The organism is Pleurocapsa sp. PCC 7319, from assembly GCF_000332195.1.
Lineage (GTDB): Bacteria > Cyanobacteriota > Cyanobacteriia > Cyanobacteriales > Xenococcaceae > Waterburya.
Genome location: NZ_KB235922.1, coordinates 1,760,211 through 1,777,755, shown reverse-complemented (window position 1 = coordinate 1,777,755; position 17,545 = coordinate 1,760,211). Strand labels below are relative to the sequence as shown.

Here is a 17,545-nt window from a genome sequence, read left to right as displayed (position 1 = left end):
ACCATTAACTACTATCCGCTAACCAATGACTATTAAAACTCTACTAAAAAGATTCACCAAAGAACCCCCTTTGGGTTGGGCGCAACTCAGCCATCAAAAAGTTCGCATGATTGTTGCCTTGTCAGGAATTGCCTTTGCCGATATTTTAATTTTTATGCAGCTTGGGTTTCATACCAGTCTATTTGGCGGTATTACTCGCATTCACGAACATTTAAATGGAGATTTATTATTAGTGAGTGCTAGGGCTAAAACCCTCATTGATGGTCAAAATTTTTCCCATCGTCATCTGTATCAAGCTGCTGCTGTAGATGGAATTGCTGCGGCTAATCCTTTTTATTATTCTAATGCTGGCTGGATTAATCCTTGGGAAAAAAAAGTAACCAGCGTAGCGATTTTGGCTTTCGATCCCGCACATCCTGTCTTAGACTTACCCGAAGTCAACCAACAGCTAGAAAAAATTAAACTGCCGGATAAAGTTCTGGTTGATCGCCTAGCCCGACCAGATTTGGGACCAATTGCAGCAACTTTTGAGCAAGGAAAACCAATTAAGACGGAGATATCAGAACGCAGAATTAGCGTTGGGGGAATGTTTACTTTGGGTAGTACCCTCTGGGTTGAAGGATATTTGATCACCAGTGATTGGAATTATCTGCGTTTGTATGGTAAAGATAGTATCGACAATGTAACAGTTGGCGTACTCAAAGTTGATACTGGTGCAGAGGTAGAGACAGTCAAGCAAAAAGTCAGAGCCACCTTGCCTAGTGACGTTGCTGTAATGACTCATCAAGAGTTTATTACAGCAGAAAAAGACTTTTGGGCTGAAAATCACCCCGCAGGCACAATCTTTAACTTTGGCGTAGCAATGGGTTTTGTGGTTGGGGTAGTAATTGTCTATCAGGTTTTATTTGCCGACGTAAACGATCATTTAGCCGAATACGCCACTCTCAAAGCGATGGGTTATCCTGATAAAAGTCTACTGGCGGTAGTTTTTCAAGAAGCAATTATTTTAGCCGTACTGGGTTTTATTCCTGGTTTTGGAGTTTCGATTGGGATGTATGGCTTACTGGAAACCTTAACCAAGATGCCCTTGGCAATGCAATCTGATGTCGCTTTGAGAGTATTTTTCTTAACAGTTACTATGTGTCTTGCTTCTGGTGCGATCGCGATTCGCAAACTCCAATCTGCCGATCCTGCTGAAGTGTTTTAGAGTTTGGCTAATATTTAAGCATTCGACTGTAAATAGGGATAAAACAAGATGAAACAGTGGTATGAAGAATTATTTGAAAACTATGGCATGAAATATGATCGCGAGAGTTTTGTCCAAGGAACAATCGGAGAATGTGATTTTATCGAACAAGAAATCAACTATGACAAAACTACGCGAATTTTAGATATTGGATGTGGAACTGGAAGACATTCTATTGAGTTAGCAAAAAGAGGATATACCGTTATAGGAATCGATCTATCAGAATCTCAATTAAACAGAGCCAAAGAAAAGGCATCCGCACAGAATTTATCAATTAATTTTGAACTACAAGACGCGAGAAAACTAACTTTGTCGAATGAATTCGATTTAGTAATTATGCTTTGTGAGGGAGGTTTTTCCTTAATGGAAACCGATGAGATGAATTTTCAAATTCTTCGCAATGCAAGCAACGCTTTAAAATCAAAAGGAAAATTAATATTTACCACCTTAAATGGCTTATTTCCCTTATTCCATTCGGTGAAAGAATTTTTCGCTTCAGCAACGAAAGAAGGAAATGCCACTTATAGTAATAATTCATTTGATTTAATGACATTTCGCGATCGTCATACTATCCGGATTGAGGACGATCTTGGTAACACAAAAGAACTGGAATGCAACGAAAGATATTATGTTCCATCGGAAATAACTTGGCTTTTAACAACACTCAATTTCAAAGTTATTGATATATTTGCAGCAAAACTTGGTGCGTTTAGTCGTCAGGATCGATTAACAACTGAAGATTATGAGATGTTGGTAATAGCGGAAAAATAATAATTACAAGTTAGATGGCTATTCTCGATTATTACTGATTGTTCTACAACGCCTAATTATACTACTATGCTTTACCCATAAGTATTGAAAGATTGGTGAAAACAGGTATTGTAGCTAGAGAAATACGAGGGGAAATTAGCTAATGCGATCGCTCTCTGGAGAAAGATATCCCGATCTTATAGACCATCTAATATCGGCAGAGTTGGAAGCTAATTTAAACAGGAAGGTTACGAAATTTTAGACGTTTGCGATCGCACCTTGAGAGTAAGTGCTACTAATTTCGCCGAGATCGATCTCGAACAGATTTGCCATTGGTTAAAAAATAATCTCCCCTAGGAACAAGGACGAACCATACACCAGTTAGTAAACCGATGCTCTCCACTACCCACTGTTGACTCATCCGCTACTTTAAAACCAAGTCACTGATAAAATCTGACGTTAGCTGCTCTTTGAGTCATTAAAATGGCAGGGAAGCCAGAATGATCGACTACCGATTCAAGCTGATTCTTTAGAATCTTAGTACCAATTCCAGTTCCTCTAAGTTCTTTGGCTACCACCATATTATTGAGATACCAAGCTTGGCGATCGCCCAATACTTCTTCTTTAGTTTTGTCGAACGCGTTCGTCACTTTTGATAAGCGTCGATAAGTCTCCCTGCCAAGTTTGAAGGGGGCTACTAACCATCCAGATCTAATTTTATCGATCAGATTAATATGGTTGCATTTTGGAGGATGCCAAAAAGCCATTGCTTTAATCTGTCTAACTCCTCGCGGGCGATCGGCTTCAACCAGGGCAAAACTCTTACCAATGTTTCGCGGTGGTGTCAGATTGAGTTTGAGGTTAGCTTTCAACCCCCATTTGAGCTATTTTAACCTAGTGCTTTGATCGGCAAGAATATAGACATGAGCGGGATTATCATAAAAAGCCTCGACTAAAAGATCGGCTGCGCGATCAAAGTCTTTTGGCGTTAGCTGTACCGTATTTAGTTCTATGTCGGTATTTTTCATCTTCAATCTGTAATAAACTTCACGGTTTGGAGAAATATCGTACTTTTTTTGACAAGAAAGAGTATTTTGAAAGAGAAAAGCTTGAATTTACTCCTTTCATTGTGAACATAGATAGGCATTTTGAAGAAAAATCACTGTACCAAGCGATCTGGCAAAGGCTTGAGGTTATAAACCCTCCAAAAAAAAGCATCGGCTGCGTGTTGATCGCCTGGAAAGTTCACTGCACTCTTTATGCGGTCGCTTTCAATCTCGTACAACAAAGCCCAGGTTTGATCTATATTTTCTCCATCGGTTAAATTACTCCAACCGCGATGAACATCCACCACATAGTTATCGTTACCACCCAGAAATAATACTTCGGCTTGGAATTTGGCTTGATTAAGCTGTTCAAAAAAAGCAAATACTTCATCAGCACCTTGTTTGGTTCCCGCTAGTGGATGATGACCAGGAATTGTCCAGGTAATATTAGGAGCAAAGATTTCATTCCGGATTGATTCAATATCTGAAGCACCGTAAGCTTCATAATAGCGTTGGACAACTGCTACATTAGGATGTTCTGGTGTAGAAGCTTCAGTTTTAGAGGATTTTCCTAAAAGAGCTAAACTAGCCAAACTTCCAATTCCTCCCAAGGCAAGATGACGACGGGATAAAACTTTTGATTTCATCATTATTTAGTCAGATATCCTCCTGTAGCATCTATGTCTGTACCAACAACAGCAATCGGTTCGGCAGATGCTAGCCACATTACTCCTCTGGCAATTTCTTCTGGAGCAACAATTCTTTTAATCGGAAAATCTTGAGCTACAGTTTCAAAGTCTGTATTCCAAGCTTTTAAAGCCCTTCTCAGCATCGGCGTATCTACAGCACCAGGAGAGATTGAATTGACCCGAATATTTTTGTCTGCATATTCTAAAGCAGCAACCTTAGTCAAAGATAGAGTAGCGTGTTTGCTGGCGTTGTAAGGAGAGATAGTAGCAAAACCAACATGAGCCGAAACAGAAGCGTTATTAATAATTGCCCCTCCTCCAGAATTTACCATGACTGGTAGTTCGTACTTCATGGAAAGAAAGACACCTCTGGCATTGGTATTCAACTTTTACCGCAATTTTTGATGGTATTCTCATGTCTCAAATATAGTCAAAGATTACAATTCATCAATCGCGCTAAAAAATAATTAGTCATTTTAGAACCATAGGGAGAATTCCACCAAAGACCAGGTAGACTTCCTTTGGCTGCGTCTTCAGAGTAGTTTAAATCGCTACATTTAAGCCATTGTCCACTTTGGCGCCATCCTAAGCGATCGCCCCATTTTTCAATCAGTTGAGTATTTTGTTCAATAGTGGTTTGCTCATTGCCACCCACATCTTGATACATTTTTACCTGAAGGCTAAAGCCAAAACGATTGTCACTATAAGTAAGCCACAGACGGTCAATTACCTGCAATTCGCTGCAATCAATGTGTTCAATTTCACTAGGACGCAGATTCTCTATTTCTGCCTGACCGGCGATCGCCAAGATTAGTCGTACAGTTTCTTTGTCCGCTTCTAACCATTTACCTTCTTTTAAAAGATTTTGCAGGGTTTCATATCGATAGATATTACTAACCCTCAACAGTTTTTCTTCAAGACTACTAATTCTTTTTTTTAGTTGCTCTATTTCACTACGGTCAGATTCACTACGGTCAGAAGATTGAGTCTTTGTTGGAGACATAGAGAAAACCTAGCCTACTTTGAATATCGAATAGTAATCAGGCTAATAAAATTTTCTAGAAACTGTCTTGTCTAATCTTGCTCAATTTAGTCTAATCTTGCTTTAGTCTCACCTATTTGAGAAAGGCTATAATTACTCACGAGCAATCAAATAAACTTATCCTAATGTTACTTGGTACGGCTATCTAATGGATCGTAAGAGAAAAAAGTTAAGTCGAGAAACTACGATGACAATGTCTTATTAGTAGCCATAAAAAGACTTGTAAAAGTTAAAAAAACGGGAAAGAAATACTTGCTCTATGAACGTAGTATATATTGTATGCTTTCAAAGCTTATGCAATTATGAAAGCATCAAAAATAATTAAATTTTTTTTAAAAAAGCTCTTTTTCATAGATTTGAATACTATTGAAATTGGTCATATCGATCTTGTTTATGATCGAACTTACCTTGAAACTTTATCAGAAGAATTACGTCAGAACTATTGTAAAAAGATCGATGAGTTGATGCCTCTTGGTTCTAAGTATTTACTAACTATCAAAGAGTCAAACTCCTGCTCTAGTGAATTGAGACGATTTAATATCACTCCTGAAGATGTAAAAAACTATTATGGCGATCTTTATGAAATTCATCACATTGAATTACTAAAACACCAGATGAAAGAATACTGTTTTTTCTTGACCAAAGCTGCCACCAAAAAATTAGACTTTTCCAGATCTATTGTAAGTAGATTAACGTATTTAAGTGTCTCAGGAACAACCATATGAAAAGTACAGAATTATTGCAACAATATGCTGCTGGTAGACGTGACTTCATCAATATAAATTGTCGCGATCGCGATCTGAGCTGGGAAGATTTGCGAGGAATCGATCTGAGTCATGCAGATCTTAGTATTTCGGTTCTAGAAGGTGTTGACCTAACAGCTGCGATCCTGATAGAAACTGATCTATCTCGTACTGATTTAAGCGCAGCCAATTTTTACCAAGCTAATTTGTGTTTTGCAGACTTAAGAGGTGCAGATTTACGAGGTGCTGAACTAACTAATGCTAACTTGCTGGGTGCAGATTTAAGGGGTGCCAGTCTAGCTGGAGCAGATTTAAGTGGTGCCGTTATTCCCAATGGAAATATAATGCCTGAACGAACGATTATTCGAGGCAGGAAGACAATAACTTCTTATTAAATTTATAAAAAAGCGATCGTATTACATTCAAACAAATTTAAAAATCAACAAAATGTTTACAGCAAATTATTAAATGAATCATTAGTGTGATGTTAGAGCCAATTACCAACCAAAATGTAAGAAGCCCAAAAATAAGGACGTTGCCAATCCTGGCTTTGTTCTTTCCAAAGTTCTAATTGAGCGCGGCGCAGGGCTTCAGCCTTACTAATTTGATTATTTGCTAACTGGCGATAAAATTCGCCCATCAGTCTAGCGGTGGAAAGGTCATCCACTGCCCAAAGGGTTGCCAAAGTACTTCTCGCTCCCGCCCGTACCGCAATTCCCGCTAATCCTAGAGCAGCTCTTTCGTCTCCGACAGCGGTTTCGCAGGCACTCAACACTAGTAACTCAATACTGTTACGTTGAGGATTATTGAGCTGAAGTAGATCGTCAAGATCGCTAATTTTAAGTAATTGGTTCCAGGTCAAGATAAACGTTTCTTCTAACTGAGAGCTAAACTGACCGTGAGTTGCCAAATGAATTACGGAAAAGTCTTCTCGATCAATGCGATCGCGTAAATTATCGCTGGTAAAAGAGCGATCTAATAGTTGTTCTCCTTTAGCCACCTGAGATTGTATTTGTTTTAACTCTAAACTAACGTTATTAAGACGAGAAAACTCTTTTCCTCCTACTTGCCGTTCTTCTTCCAAGCCACCAATTAGAGCGTTCAAGGGATTGCCAGCCAAAGGCTTAGGGTCTAATAGCTGTAACCCAGGAGCAACGGCGATCGCATATTTTTCGAGCAAATACTGTTGATTTTGGGAATCGTAAAGCACCCCCATCGGAATATTACGTAAAGCACCATCAAGAACAAAGACCAAAGTTTTCACTTGACTTGTTTCCAACTCAGTAGCCACCGGCTCAATTAACCAACTATATAGCTCCTGAGATAGTTTTTTAACATCGCTGGTACGGTCGGGTTCATTAAGATACTGCTGTAGTTGAGCTAATACTTCTTTGACTTCAGCTTGAGGGCGATCGCTGTGATAGTGTTGTAGTCTTTTTTGTCCTGGTAATTTGAAAATAACTTCAAACCGTTCAGGCAGAATAATCGGGTAAAAAACTGCTGTGGTAGGATCTGATTCGACGATGCGATCGAGTTGTTCTGGCTCTGCATTTAAACAAGCCGAACGAAAGAAATTTTCTAGTTGAGCTAGTTGTAGAGATTCGATCGCCTGACGAGCTTGGCGCAGATTTTGCTGACTAAGTTCTTGTTGACTATCGTGCTGAAGCAGTAATCCTACTAACTGCCGATAAACTGGTTCGACTTGTTCCCGAAAAGAAAACTGAATGTCGGTATTGATTGCTGCCAAGTCACGTCTTAATAGTTGTAGGTCATTTACAGCTTCCGTATAAGCACTAATTGCCTGTTGTCTTTTTTGTTCATTTGCCAATAATCGACCTAACTGCCACTCCCACTTGTAGCTAAGATCGGGAGCATTCATCTTTTGGGCGATCGCCAGAGCCGAGTTAGTTAGTTTTTGAGCAAGTTGTAACTTGTCAGTTTGTTCGTAAAATTGTCCTAGGGTACCGATAGCAAAAGATTCTGAGCGGGGATCTTCTAAACTTTGCGCTTGGGCGATCGCTTTATTCAAGGTTGTGGTAATGAGTGATTCATAATTACTAGTAGAGGGGATTTTCATTAAACTGCGAGCAAAATTGATATTTGCATAAATGGTTTGTCTACTAGCGGGTAATTTCTCCAGAGCTTGACTAATGGGAAATATAAAATTTTGAGCTGTAAAATTGGGATTAGGCTTTTGTTGAACTAATAGCTCACTGTCAATTAACAATCTAAATTGATTTAACTGAGCTTGAATTCGATTGAGGGGAAAACTAGCAGTTACAATTACTTGTTGATAGTGTTTTTCAGCCTGCTGCTGGTAATTATTTGCTTGCTCAAGATCGTTTAAACTCCTCGCTTGACTGGCTAATGCTTGTTTAGTGTTACCTAAGTTGAGTAAAACGGGGCTGATTTCAGAATCAAGGTTTAGTTTTTGAGCTAATGCCAAACTTTTGCTGAGAATTTCTGATGAACGCTCTAAATTTCCTTGCTGACGGAATAGACTACCCAAACTGTTTAAACTATTGACTTGAATTAGAGACGGTGGCTGATCTTCAAGCTGTTGGACTAATCCATCTAAGATTTTAGTAGTACGACGAAAAAAGCCTAAGGTTTGCCATGCTTGAGCCTGATTAATTTTACTGATAAATATTCCTTGAGTATCTCCAGAGCGAGTATAGAACAACTCGGCTTTTTCTGCTGTCTCTATAGCAGCTTTCGCTTGTCCCCTAGCTAATTGCCAACGTCCCTGACGATTTAATACTTGAGCGCGGACGCGATCTAGAAAAGATTGGTTTTGGGCTTTAGTTTCTATACTTTTAGGTAATGTATCGAGGATAGATAAGCTTTTGGTAATTGCTTTCTCAGCTTGTTGCCACTCTCCTAACTGCTCGTAAGCTAGGGATAGCAGACTAAAAGTTCGTGCTTGTTGTATCCGTTCTCCCGATCTTTGGTAGATTTGCAATGCTTGTTGTAAGGCTTCGGTAGCTGCAACAAACTGCCCACGATCATAATATTCTTTACTTTCTTCAATTAGAACTAGAGCCGATTCTGAAGTTTGTGCTTGTATCTTAGAATGACTGTGAATACCAAGACTAATAGTCAAAGCCCATAGCCCAATAATAAGCGATCGCTGAACAGTTCTAAAAAGCGATTGGCGAAGCCAATGTGCAGAGATCAATCGCACTTTCCATTTTTGCCTTATTTTTTTCAAGGAAGCAAACAACATGAGGCTTTGTATCTATTCTTAGAAACAATTTAGTTCGCCAGAATAGCTGTAAATTTATTTCAAAATCTTTTCATGTTCTCAGTCTGAGTTTCTCACAAATTTGATAATTTAAGGTCAATTGTTTTCGATTTGACCTTAAATGCTGATGTTAATCGGCGATCTCAATTATTCCCAGCTAAGATTATAAAATCTTACTATCTTATATTTCGAGATGAAATTACTTAAGTTTTCATCCAAATGCAACTTGATCCTATATTTGTATTAATAGCGATTGGCTCTGCCAGTGCGCTCCGCGCAATCGCTTAAGAGTAATTTAAAAAGATAGTTTTCTAAATTTATGTCCGTTAGACTCCACAACCACAAAAGCTTTTGATAAATCTTGTTCAGAATAAGTTTCTAATACCCGTATCAGTTCTTGGTGGACTTCATTTAAAGTATTAGGCAACATCCGAAGATAAATTACTCCAGCACCCATTAGTCTGACAAAAACTAAATTTCCATAATCTCTATCTCGCGTAATTATAATTAGGTTTTGTTCTTGAGCTATTTTGAGTATTTCTTCGTCACTAGCTTGTGAAAGACTAATTTCCGTAACATGAATCAAATCATATCCAGAACTAATCAAAAATTTAGCCGTGATAGCATATACATCTTGATCGAATAAAAATTTCACGGTTATGCAAATACGAGATTGATATCTTCAGCCGCTATCAAGGCAATGGCATATTCTAAACAGGCTTTAATATCTGAGATTTCTAGCTCGGGATAATACTCTTGAATAATATTATTGAAAGATAACCCCTCATTAAGAAGTTCTAAAACACTTTGCACCGTTACGCGCGTACCTGCTATACAAGGTTTACCAAAATGAATTTGAGGATTAACGGCAATTCTGTCCATGAAGAAATAATGTGATGTCTTTGGTTAGTTTAATTCAATTCTAAGTCATAGTTATTCTAGTGTTGGGTTGGCGATTACCCGTCGGATACGCTTCGCGCTAGCATTAATAACTGTAAGTTTTAAAAATTTTAACGAAAATATGACACTTTATAAATTACTGATAACTATAGGTTATATAGTGTGAGATTTTAGGAACAGGTATAAATACTAATAAGAATCTTAAAAAAATGGTACAAGAATCAACCGTTATCGTTACAGGCGCATCTTCTGGAGTCGGTTTATATGCAGCCAAAGCTTTAGCTAATCGAGGATGGCATGTAGTAATGGCTTGTCGCAACCTGCCCAAAACTGAAAAAGCGGCAGAGCGAGTTAGTATACCAAAAGATCAATATAGTATTATTCATCTCGATTTAGCCTCTTTAGATAGCGTACGTCAGTTTGTCCAAGATTTCCGCGCCACAGGGAAATCTCTCGATGCGCTGGTATGTAACGCTGCCGTCTATTTGCCGCTAGAAAAAGAGCCACAACGGAGCCAAGATGGCTATGAGTTGAGTGTTGCTACTAACCACCTAGGTCACTTTCTTTTATGCAATCTCATGTTGGAAGATTTAAGGAAGTCTCAAGCACCAGAAAAAAGACTGGTTATTTTAGGGACAGTTACCGCTAACCCGAAAGAATTAGGAGGTAAAATCCCTATTCCCGCACCACCAGACTTAGGCGACTTAAAAGGTCTGGAAGAAGGTTTTAAAGCCCCGATTACGATGATTGACGGTAAGACGTTTAAATCAGGAAAAGCTTATAAGGACAGTAAACTCTGCAATATGCTTACCATGCGCGAGCTACACGATCGCTATCATCAGCCTACGGGAATTATTTTTAATGCTCTTTACCCTGGATGTGTTGCCGAGACACAGTTATTCCGCAATCATTTTTCTTTATTTAGGACTATTTTTCCTTGGTTTCAGAAAAATATTACTGGAGGCTATGTAACAGAAGAATTAGCAGGAGAAAGAGTAGCGAAAGTTGTCGCTGACTCAGGATTTAATGAGTCTGGAGTCTACTATAGTTGGGGTAATCGGCAACAAGAAGACCGTGCAGCTTTTAAGCAGGAAATTTCTGATGAGGCTATGGATGCTAACAAAGGTAAACGCCTGTGGGAATTGACTGAAAAGCTAGTAGGACTTACTTAATTTAAGATATTGCCTACTTAAAGCAATCGCTTAATGGATATTTAATTTTATTTATCTTAAGAGCGATCGCTTAGCTTTTTTCGATAATATCCGAATTAAGATTTAATCACCCTAGGATAACGCACGGTACATGGACTACCCCAAGCAACTTGTCGAGCAGGAATACTCTTCATCACGCTACTCCTGGCACCAATAACACTGTTTGAACCAACACTAATTCCTGGCGCAACAAAGCAATCTGTAGCAATCCAAGTGCCATTACCAATTGAGATTGGTGCAGTGATGAGACTAAATGATTTATCTTCAATATTATGGCTACCTGTACAAAGATAAGATTTCTGAGAAATCACACAATGAGAACCGATTTTTATTTGGTCAAGACTATAGAAAACTACATCATCTCCGATCCAGGTATAGTTGCCAATATCCACTTTCCAAGGATAAGTAATGCGAGCAGTTGGTCGGATAACGACATCTTTGCCAATTTTTGCGCCAAATAAACGTAAGATAAAACAGCGAAAATTATTATGATTATGTAAGCTGAGCGGAAATAATAATGCTTGAATTAGCCACCATACCATTACAAACCACTTAGGTTTGCCCAGATTAAAGTTAGATAGATTGTAAGAGCTTAAATCCACTAAAGAATCTTCATCTACATCTATTTCATAATGTTTTTGCTTAAGTAAAATATCTTTTTCTGTCATACTTGTAGACAAAAATTGAAGAACTAAAAATATTTTTATGGGGCTTTAAATATTGGTATATCTTTGTTTTATATAGCGGGTAGGTAAAAATTTATCTTGACTAACTTTTTTTCGTTCTAATTTATTATCGATAACATTAAAGCTAGAATCAATATCTAGAATTTCACAATATTTTTGAGCAATAATTTGAGGAGTAAAGTTTTTTTGCATATAGTTACGACCAGAAATACCCATCCGCGCGGTTAACTCTGGATTGGAAGCTAAAGTTAAAATAAATTTTGCTAAATCCTCGCTGCAATTGTTATTAAAATACGCCCCACATTCAGCATCTGTAATTAATTTACGTAGATAAGAATGAGATTCACAAATAGCGGCGATCGCTTTACCTGCTGCCATAATTCCGTATACTTTACTAGGGACAATTATGCCCTCTAAACCAGGTGCTATACTCACTAAAGCTAAGTCACAAGCAGTCAAAGAATAAGGTAATTTATCTCTATCTTGATACGGCAGAAAAATACTATTCTTTAGGTTAAATTCTAAGACTCTTTGGCGACAAATATCGTGTTTAGCTCCAGCACCAATAAATACAAATTGAACAGGCTGGTTTTTGAGTATTTTCATGGCTCCTAAAACTGTATCTAAATCATGACATAAACCGAAATTACCAGAATATAAAACTGTGAATTTATGGTTTATTCCATACTGACGAGCAAACCAATTTTTTTGTTTTTTTAATGGTTTTATCCATTCTGCATCTGCCCAATTATGAATCACCGAAATTTTTGATGGAACAAACAAATTTTTAGCAATAATTCTTTGTTTCATTGTTTCGCTTAATACCACTACTTTTTTGCTTTTATTCCAAACAATAGTATTAATTTTGTTCCATAATTTAGTCACTAAATTATTTTGAGAAATAACACCCAATTCTACAGCAACCTCAGGATACAAATCATAAACCAAACATATATAATTAATTCCCAAAAAACACTTTGCCAAAAAACCAATGATTGCGAGGAAAGGAGGTGCAGTAGTTAATATAACAAGATCATTTTTATGAGCATTTTTAAATAAATAACAAGCTGATCTAAGAGCAAATACAATCCCATTTAATGTTTTCCCTCGAATTCTCTGAGACCAAAATCGTGATGCTCTAGAACGTTGTATAGCTACATTATTTCTGATTTCTTTAGCTGGTGCTTTTTTTTGTTTATAAGCATATCCTGGTTGTCCTGTAAAGATATTAACTTGGATGTTTTTTTGTCCTAACTGATTTGCTAGTTCTTGAATTAATTGACCAGTAGCAGCATAATCTGGTGGAAAGAATTGAGTAATTATTAATAAATTAAAATTTTTAGCTATTAAATCTTTTGTAGGTCTTTTTTTTTGAAAAGCTTTTACGAAAGTCTTTCTTGTAGTTTTTGACCACAACTTCGATTTGATAGACACTATAATTACACCTAAAAATCAAATAAATATATTGATAAAAATACTGGTTTTATTATTGCTAAAATATTCTATTTTGTTGTGAGTGTAAATACTGATTATATTACTTTGTAAAATATGTAAATTTGTTTTATTAATAGACTTAAAATTTATAGAAGTCGATAAAATATTTGATTATTGTAGATAGATACTAGCAGTTGACAAAAAAGCTGTGACAGTAGTGATATTTTTATCATGCTTTCTAAGTACAGCATATATAGAGATTTGACTTGTTAAAAATCATTCGTCAAACTACTAGCAACTAAGTGATTTCCTGAAGAAGGGAATTAACTTATATTTTTGTTAGTCTCAGACTTAAATCTACGACGTAGACGGGTCAAGCCAAAAATACCAGCCACAATGCCTAAACCAGTAGTCGCTGAAAAATCAAAAGGAATGAATACAGGATCTCCAGCATCAGGACTTTGAATAGCAAAATTATCTATCAATAAGCCAGAGCTAATACCAGTACCATCCACATCAACTACCCCGAGACCAACAACATAAGTTCCAGGTTCTAAAACATCTGAATTATAACGAAAATAGCCTCCAGCGTTCTGAAAATCGGTTTGATCGGCATCAATTGGAGTAATTGCTCCTGTACTATCTCCCAATATTTCTATGGTGCGAGTATTTGGAGCTGAGCCTTCAGGATAAAGAGTTAGAAAAGAGAAATCCTGATTACCGAAAATCGGATGAGTGCCGTCATTACTTAAATAATTCCAATCAAAACTAAGTGTAAAGGACTCATCGGCAGTAATTGTTTGAGTAATTGCTGAACCTTCTTTGGGAGTACGAGTACCAGAAATCGTTCCGCCAGTACGGTCAATATTTAAAACATTTGCATCCAAACCCAAGAAGGTTTGCAAATTATTGGGAGCATTATTGCCATTCGCATCAGTTTGGTCTAAACCTGAAAAATTAAAAGTTCTATTGTTACTAACGTCAGGATCGTCGAAGCGCGGATTAGCAGGATTTTGGGCATCAAAACACTCACCAGCAGCAAAAGCAGTATTAGGACAAGAGGTAGTAATCAAAGCTTGATTGTTACCTCCAATAGGATCTATACCTTGAAAAATTCCTTGAATACTGGCATCTCCTGTAGTATTCCAACCAGTATAGTTATTTTCAAAATCAGTATTTTGGAAATCGACCGTAAAAGCATTGGCAGGATTACTAGCTACCAGGTTGGCTAAACCCAAAATACTAACCAGACTAACTGTGGAGGCTAAGTTTTGACGAAACATAGACATATTCATAGATAAGTAAAATATACGACTGAAACATATAGACTTGGAGTTAAACAAAAATCATACTTCTCAAAATAAAAGTGAGTTTTCCAGGAGTTAAATTCAATCTATAATTTAAAATGCCCAAATTCTCCTGGAAATAACTAACTAGAAAAATTAGAAGGCTAAATCATTTTCAGGATCGAAATCATTATTTGGATTAGCATCGAGGTTAGATACTCCTTCCAAGAAAACAACATCTTTAGGTAGCAAACTATTCGCCCCATCAAAATCAATTTGAATCATAGTACCTACTGCACCAAAGTCAGCTACGACAACATGACCATCGGCAATAGGATTGTTACCTGTGTACCCTAGTTCATTATTCAAAATTGAAGTTAAGTCGATTTGGTCTTCTCCTGAAGTAAAGTCGGTAATAATGTCAACCCCATCACTGGTTTCGTTAAAGAAGAAGTTGTCATTACCATCACCACCAGTTAAAGTGTCTTGACCTTTATAACCAGCAATAGTTTCATCTCCAGGTGTACCAAGTATCACCTCAGGACTTGGTGTCCCTTCAATTAGATTAGTAGGATCATCAACTTCAGGGGTCAACAGACCAGCATCAATATCAGTTATGGCATCTCCAGGATTTAAGGTGACAATAGGAGTAAGACCAGTATTTTGCTCGGCATCAGAATCGAATTGATCGTTGTTACCAGTATCCTGGCTAGTTAATCCAGCACTATATTCAGGTGGTAAATTATTGGGATCAAATACAACTTGATATTCAATACCTGGAGTAAGGTCGATAAACTGATATTCACCATTACTATCAGTAACTAGGGTTTCAACAGTATTATCATCGGTTGTTGCGATATTACCATCAGTACCACCACCGATTAAGGTGACAGTGATGTTTTCTATTCCTGACTCAAATCCTCCTTCGATTCCGTTGCGATCAGTGTCATCCCATACTCTTCCACCAATAGTTGCCACATTGGGAATTAGAGGGATGTTGTTATTGATAATAAACGGATCTCCCGTGGCTAGTTCAAATTCAAGATAGTAGGGATTATCGGCAAAATCAAACGAAAATAGTTTTCCTGTTGCCTCATTTTTCGAAGATCCCATTTCAAAGGGGTCTGGTGTCAGTCCAGTTGCATCGATAGCAGGAGTAAGAGGAGGACGATCTGGACTGAAGACATAACCATCAGGAAGGGTAATATCCATCGTGTAAATTCCGGGAGTTCCATCAATAAACCATTGATAAAATCCTGTGGCACTTCCATCTGAAGTGAGATCGATTAACCCTGGTCCTATCACCTCAATCGAAGCACCGGAAATAATTTCTCCAGTATTCTGATCGTAAAAATAGCCCGCAGGGTCGACATCTAGATAATCAGGTATACCATCATTATCGCGATCGCCTGTCAGTCCTTCGGTAACATCAGGTATAGTGTCACCATCAGAATCAGGAGATATTCCTGCATCTAATTCGATAGTTTCGCCTGGCAACAGTGTAATATTTTCAGTTACCCCTGAAACCTTATTGATGACATCGGAATCAAGACTGTCATCATTGCCTTTATCACCGGGACTGAAAACTGTATTTTCGGGACGAGTAAACTCAACAAAATAGGCATCAGAATTAACTAGAAATTCATAATTCCCACCATCAGATGTAGTTGTGGTAGCGATCGGTGTGGTTGGATCGTCTTGTAAGTAGAGCTTGACTTCTACACCATCTACTCCAAATTCATCCTCGTCTTGAATTCCGTCTAAGTCAATATCATTCCAGACCCGTCCTTTAATGTTTCCAGGGATTGCAACTTCCACAAAGTCATTACCTGTATCAGTTTCGTTAGGACTGACGGTTACCCCAATGCTGTTGACGACGTTGTCATCGGGTTGGTCATCGTCACTACCACCTTCATTTTCCGCCAGATTGTTGTAGTCCGCTGGCTGAGTTTGAACCACACTGTAGTCATCAGGAGTCAGATTCTCAAACAGATAATTACCATCCTCATTGGTAGTGGTCGTAATGGGATTACCCTCGCTATCAGTGACTGGTTCTCCATTACTATCGAGAAGACTGAGAGTGACACCAGCAATAGGAGTATCTCCTTGTCCATTGCCAGTAGTATCTTCAGAGACATTACCGTTGATAGCACCCAGTTGAGTTTCCACAAAGTCATTGCCAGTATCAGTTTCGTTAGGACTGACGGTTACCCCAGTGCTATTGACGACGTTGTCATCGGGTTGGTCATCATCACTACCACCTTCATCTTCCGCCAGATTGTTGTAGTCCGCTGGCTGAGTTTGAACCACACTGTAGTCACCAGGAGTTAGATTCTCAAACAGATAATTACCATCCTCATTGGTAGTGGTCGTAATGGGATTCCCCTCACTATCAGTCACTGGGTCGCCATTACTATCGAGCAGACTGATGGTGACACCAGCAATAGGAGTATCTCCTTGTCCATCACCAGTAGTATCTTCAGAGACATTACCGTTGATAGCACCCAGTTGAGTTTCTACAAAATCGTTGTCAGTATCAGTTTCGTTAGGACTGACGGTCACCCCAATGCTATTGACGACGTTGTCATCGGGTTGGTCATCATCACTACCACCTTCATCTTCAGTCAGATTGTTGTAGTTCTCTGGCTGAGTTTGAACCACACTGTAGTCTCCAGGAGTCAGATTCTCAAACAGATAATTACCATCCTCATTGGTAGTGGTCGTAATGGGATTCCCCTCACCATCAGTCACTGGTTCTCCATTACTATCGAGCAGACTGATGGTAACACCAGCAATAGGAGTATCTCCTTGTCCATTGCCAGTAGTATCTTCAGAGACATTACCGTTGATAGCACCCAATTGAGTTTCTACAAAGTTATTGCCAGTGCTATCAGCACCATCGATAGTCGCCGCAATCTGATTATCGTCAACTCCATCAATATCGGTCACACTGTCATAATCACCTGGTTGAGTTTGGACCACCACATAGTTCCCGTTGCCCAAATCGCTGAACTCATAGAAGCCATTGTCGTCAGTGGTAGTGCTGGAGAGCGCCTCTCCAGTGGGATTACCATCAACATCCGCATTGAATAGTTTGACTGTTACTCCACTAATGGGTGTATCTTCGGTCTCGATGGCATTATCATCTGGCAGATTGGTGTCTTCATACACGGTTCCCGATAGTTGGTAGAGGGGAGTTTCTTCCAGGAAGTCATTACCTGTAGAATCGGCGCCATCAATCGTGGCGGTAATTTGATTATCGTCAACT

17 protein-coding genes are annotated in these 17,545 nt (G+C 38.4%); 5 read left to right on the top strand and 12 right to left on the bottom strand.

Features of this window, described 5'->3' with window-relative positions; all coding sequences use genetic code 11:
* Window positions 1–25 precede the first annotated feature (25 nt).
* Window positions 26–1,207, top strand: coding sequence for an ABC transporter permease DevC (gene devC / locus PLEUR7319_RS0111950; RefSeq protein ID WP_019505459.1), 1,182 nt, complete (start codon window positions 26–28; stop codon window positions 1,205–1,207).
* Window positions 1,208–1,255: 48 nt separating this feature from the next.
* Entirely contained in the window at window positions 1,256–2,017 is a 762-nt protein-coding gene (locus PLEUR7319_RS0111945) for a class I SAM-dependent methyltransferase (protein WP_019505458.1), read from the top strand.
* A gap of 419 nt (window positions 2,018–2,436) precedes the next feature.
* Here PLEUR7319_RS0111945 and PLEUR7319_RS0111940 read toward each other — a convergent pair whose 3' ends face one another.
* The 5 genes from PLEUR7319_RS0111940 to PLEUR7319_RS0111920 all read right to left on the bottom strand — a co-directional run bounded on the left by PLEUR7319_RS0111940 (window position 2,437) and on the right by PLEUR7319_RS0111920 (window position 4,734).
* The gene (locus PLEUR7319_RS0111940) at window positions 2,437–2,868 is read right to left on the bottom strand and encodes a GNAT family N-acetyltransferase (protein ID WP_019505457.1); all 432 of its coding nucleotides are present in this window, start codon (window positions 2,866–2,868) and stop codon (window positions 2,437–2,439) included.
* Between the two features lie 12 nt (window positions 2,869–2,880).
* Window positions 2,881–3,024 carry a hypothetical protein gene (locus tag PLEUR7319_RS41250; RefSeq protein ID WP_019505456.1) on the bottom strand — a complete coding sequence of 48 codons (144 nt, stop codon included), beginning with the start codon at window positions 3,022–3,024 and terminating at the stop codon, window positions 2,881–2,883.
* A gap of 131 nt (window positions 3,025–3,155) precedes the next feature.
* Window positions 3,156–3,692 carry a nuclear transport factor 2 family protein gene (locus PLEUR7319_RS0111930; protein WP_019505455.1) on the bottom strand — a complete coding sequence of 179 codons (537 nt, stop codon included), beginning with the start codon at window positions 3,690–3,692 and terminating at the stop codon, window positions 3,156–3,158.
* Entirely contained in the window at window positions 3,692–4,117 is a 426-nt protein-coding gene (locus tag PLEUR7319_RS0111925) for an SDR family oxidoreductase (RefSeq protein WP_071592917.1), read from the bottom strand. The genes PLEUR7319_RS0111930 and PLEUR7319_RS0111925 overlap by 1 nt, the downstream gene beginning before the upstream one ends.
* 44 nt (window positions 4,118–4,161) lie before the next feature.
* Window positions 4,162–4,734: a GUN4 domain-containing protein gene (locus PLEUR7319_RS0111920; RefSeq protein WP_019505453.1), complete on the bottom strand. Its 573-nt coding sequence runs from the start codon at window positions 4,732–4,734 to the stop codon at window positions 4,162–4,164.
* A 341-nt stretch (window positions 4,735–5,075) separates the two neighbouring features.
* On the opposite strand from PLEUR7319_RS0111920, the gene PLEUR7319_RS35075 reads away from it, so the two are divergent.
* The gene (locus PLEUR7319_RS35075; RefSeq protein ID WP_144054293.1) at window positions 5,076–5,498 is read left to right on the top strand and encodes a hypothetical protein; all 423 of its coding nucleotides are present in this window, start codon (window positions 5,076–5,078) and stop codon (window positions 5,496–5,498) included.
* A complete protein-coding gene (locus PLEUR7319_RS0111910) occupies window positions 5,495–5,911 on the top strand; it encodes a pentapeptide repeat-containing protein (protein WP_019505451.1) in 417 nt (138 codons plus the stop codon). Before PLEUR7319_RS35075 ends, PLEUR7319_RS0111910 begins: the two co-directional genes overlap by 4 nt.
* Window positions 5,912–6,003: 92 nt before the next feature.
* Here PLEUR7319_RS0111910 and PLEUR7319_RS0111905 read toward each other — a convergent pair whose 3' ends face one another.
* The 3 genes from PLEUR7319_RS0111905 to PLEUR7319_RS0111895 form a co-directional block, all read right to left on the bottom strand.
* Entirely contained in the window at window positions 6,004–8,700 is a 2,697-nt protein-coding gene (locus PLEUR7319_RS0111905) for a CHAT domain-containing protein (RefSeq protein ID WP_019505450.1), read from the bottom strand.
* A gap of 355 nt (window positions 8,701–9,055) precedes the next feature.
* Window positions 9,056–9,415 (bottom strand): DUF5615 family PIN-like protein, encoded by a 360-nt coding sequence (locus PLEUR7319_RS0111900; RefSeq protein ID WP_019505449.1) that lies wholly within the window; start codon window positions 9,413–9,415, stop codon window positions 9,056–9,058.
* A gap of 2 nt (window positions 9,416–9,417) precedes the next feature.
* A complete protein-coding gene (locus tag PLEUR7319_RS0111895) occupies window positions 9,418–9,642 on the bottom strand; it encodes a DUF433 domain-containing protein (RefSeq protein WP_019505448.1) in 225 nt (74 codons plus the stop codon).
* Between the two features lie 227 nt (window positions 9,643–9,869).
* On the opposite strand from PLEUR7319_RS0111895, the gene PLEUR7319_RS0111890 reads away from it, so the two are divergent.
* Complete coding sequence (locus PLEUR7319_RS0111890; protein ID WP_019505447.1) at window positions 9,870–10,832, top strand: protochlorophyllide reductase; 963 nt, start codon at window positions 9,870–9,872, stop codon at window positions 10,830–10,832.
* Between the two features lie 95 nt (window positions 10,833–10,927).
* On the opposite strand, the gene hpsU is transcribed toward PLEUR7319_RS0111890, so the two are convergent.
* From hpsU to PLEUR7319_RS0111870, 4 genes are all read right to left on the bottom strand, one after another.
* Window positions 10,928–11,539, bottom strand: a complete 612-nt coding sequence (gene hpsU, locus PLEUR7319_RS0111885) for a hormogonium polysaccharide biosynthesis acetyltransferase HpsU (protein ID WP_019505446.1) — start codon at window positions 11,537–11,539, stop codon at window positions 10,928–10,930.
* A 45-nt stretch (window positions 11,540–11,584) separates the two neighbouring features.
* Window positions 11,585–12,991, bottom strand: a complete 1,407-nt coding sequence (locus PLEUR7319_RS0111880) for a glycosyltransferase family 4 protein (RefSeq protein WP_019505445.1) — start codon at window positions 12,989–12,991, stop codon at window positions 11,585–11,587.
* Window positions 12,992–13,314: 323 nt separating this feature from the next.
* Window positions 13,315–14,280 (bottom strand): hypothetical protein, encoded by a 966-nt coding sequence (locus tag PLEUR7319_RS0111875; protein WP_237743562.1) that lies wholly within the window; start codon window positions 14,278–14,280, stop codon window positions 13,315–13,317.
* Window positions 14,281–14,433: 153 nt separating this feature from the next.
* Window positions 14,434–17,545, bottom strand: a 3,112-nt coding sequence (locus PLEUR7319_RS0111870; RefSeq protein ID WP_256380632.1) for an SdrD B-like domain-containing protein, incomplete at its 5' end; no start/stop codon positions are given.

What these genes read in the sequence shown, in the direction of transcription:
- devC (WP_019505459.1), top strand. Translation starts at nt 26, where the DNA reads ATGACTATTAAAACTCTACTAAAAAGATTCACCAAAGAACCCCCTTTG.
- PLEUR7319_RS0111945 (WP_019505458.1), top strand. Translation starts at nt 1,256, where the DNA reads ATGAAACAGTGGTATGAAGAATTATTTGAAAACTATGGCATGAAATAT.
- PLEUR7319_RS41250 (WP_019505456.1), bottom strand. Translation starts at nt 3,024, where the DNA reads ATGAAAAATACCGACATAGAACTAAATACGGTACAGCTAACGCCAAAA.
- PLEUR7319_RS0111930 (WP_019505455.1), bottom strand. Translation starts at nt 3,692, where the DNA reads ATGATGAAATCAAAAGTTTTATCCCGTCGTCATCTTGCCTTGGGAGGA.
- PLEUR7319_RS0111920 (WP_019505453.1), bottom strand. Translation starts at nt 4,734, where the DNA reads ATGTCTCCAACAAAGACTCAATCTTCTGACCGTAGTGAATCTGACCGT.
- PLEUR7319_RS35075 (WP_144054293.1), top strand. Translation starts at nt 5,076, where the DNA reads ATGAAAGCATCAAAAATAATTAAATTTTTTTTAAAAAAGCTCTTTTTC.
- PLEUR7319_RS0111910 (WP_019505451.1), top strand. Translation starts at nt 5,495, where the DNA reads ATGAAAAGTACAGAATTATTGCAACAATATGCTGCTGGTAGACGTGAC.
- PLEUR7319_RS0111895 (WP_019505448.1), bottom strand. Translation starts at nt 9,642, where the DNA reads ATGGACAGAATTGCCGTTAATCCTCAAATTCATTTTGGTAAACCTTGT.
- PLEUR7319_RS0111890 (WP_019505447.1), top strand. Translation starts at nt 9,870, where the DNA reads ATGGTACAAGAATCAACCGTTATCGTTACAGGCGCATCTTCTGGAGTC.
- hpsU (WP_019505446.1), bottom strand. Translation starts at nt 11,539, where the DNA reads ATGACAGAAAAAGATATTTTACTTAAGCAAAAACATTATGAAATAGAT.
- PLEUR7319_RS0111875 (WP_237743562.1), bottom strand. Translation starts at nt 14,280, where the DNA reads ATGTCTATGTTTCGTCAAAACTTAGCCTCCACAGTTAGTCTGGTTAGT.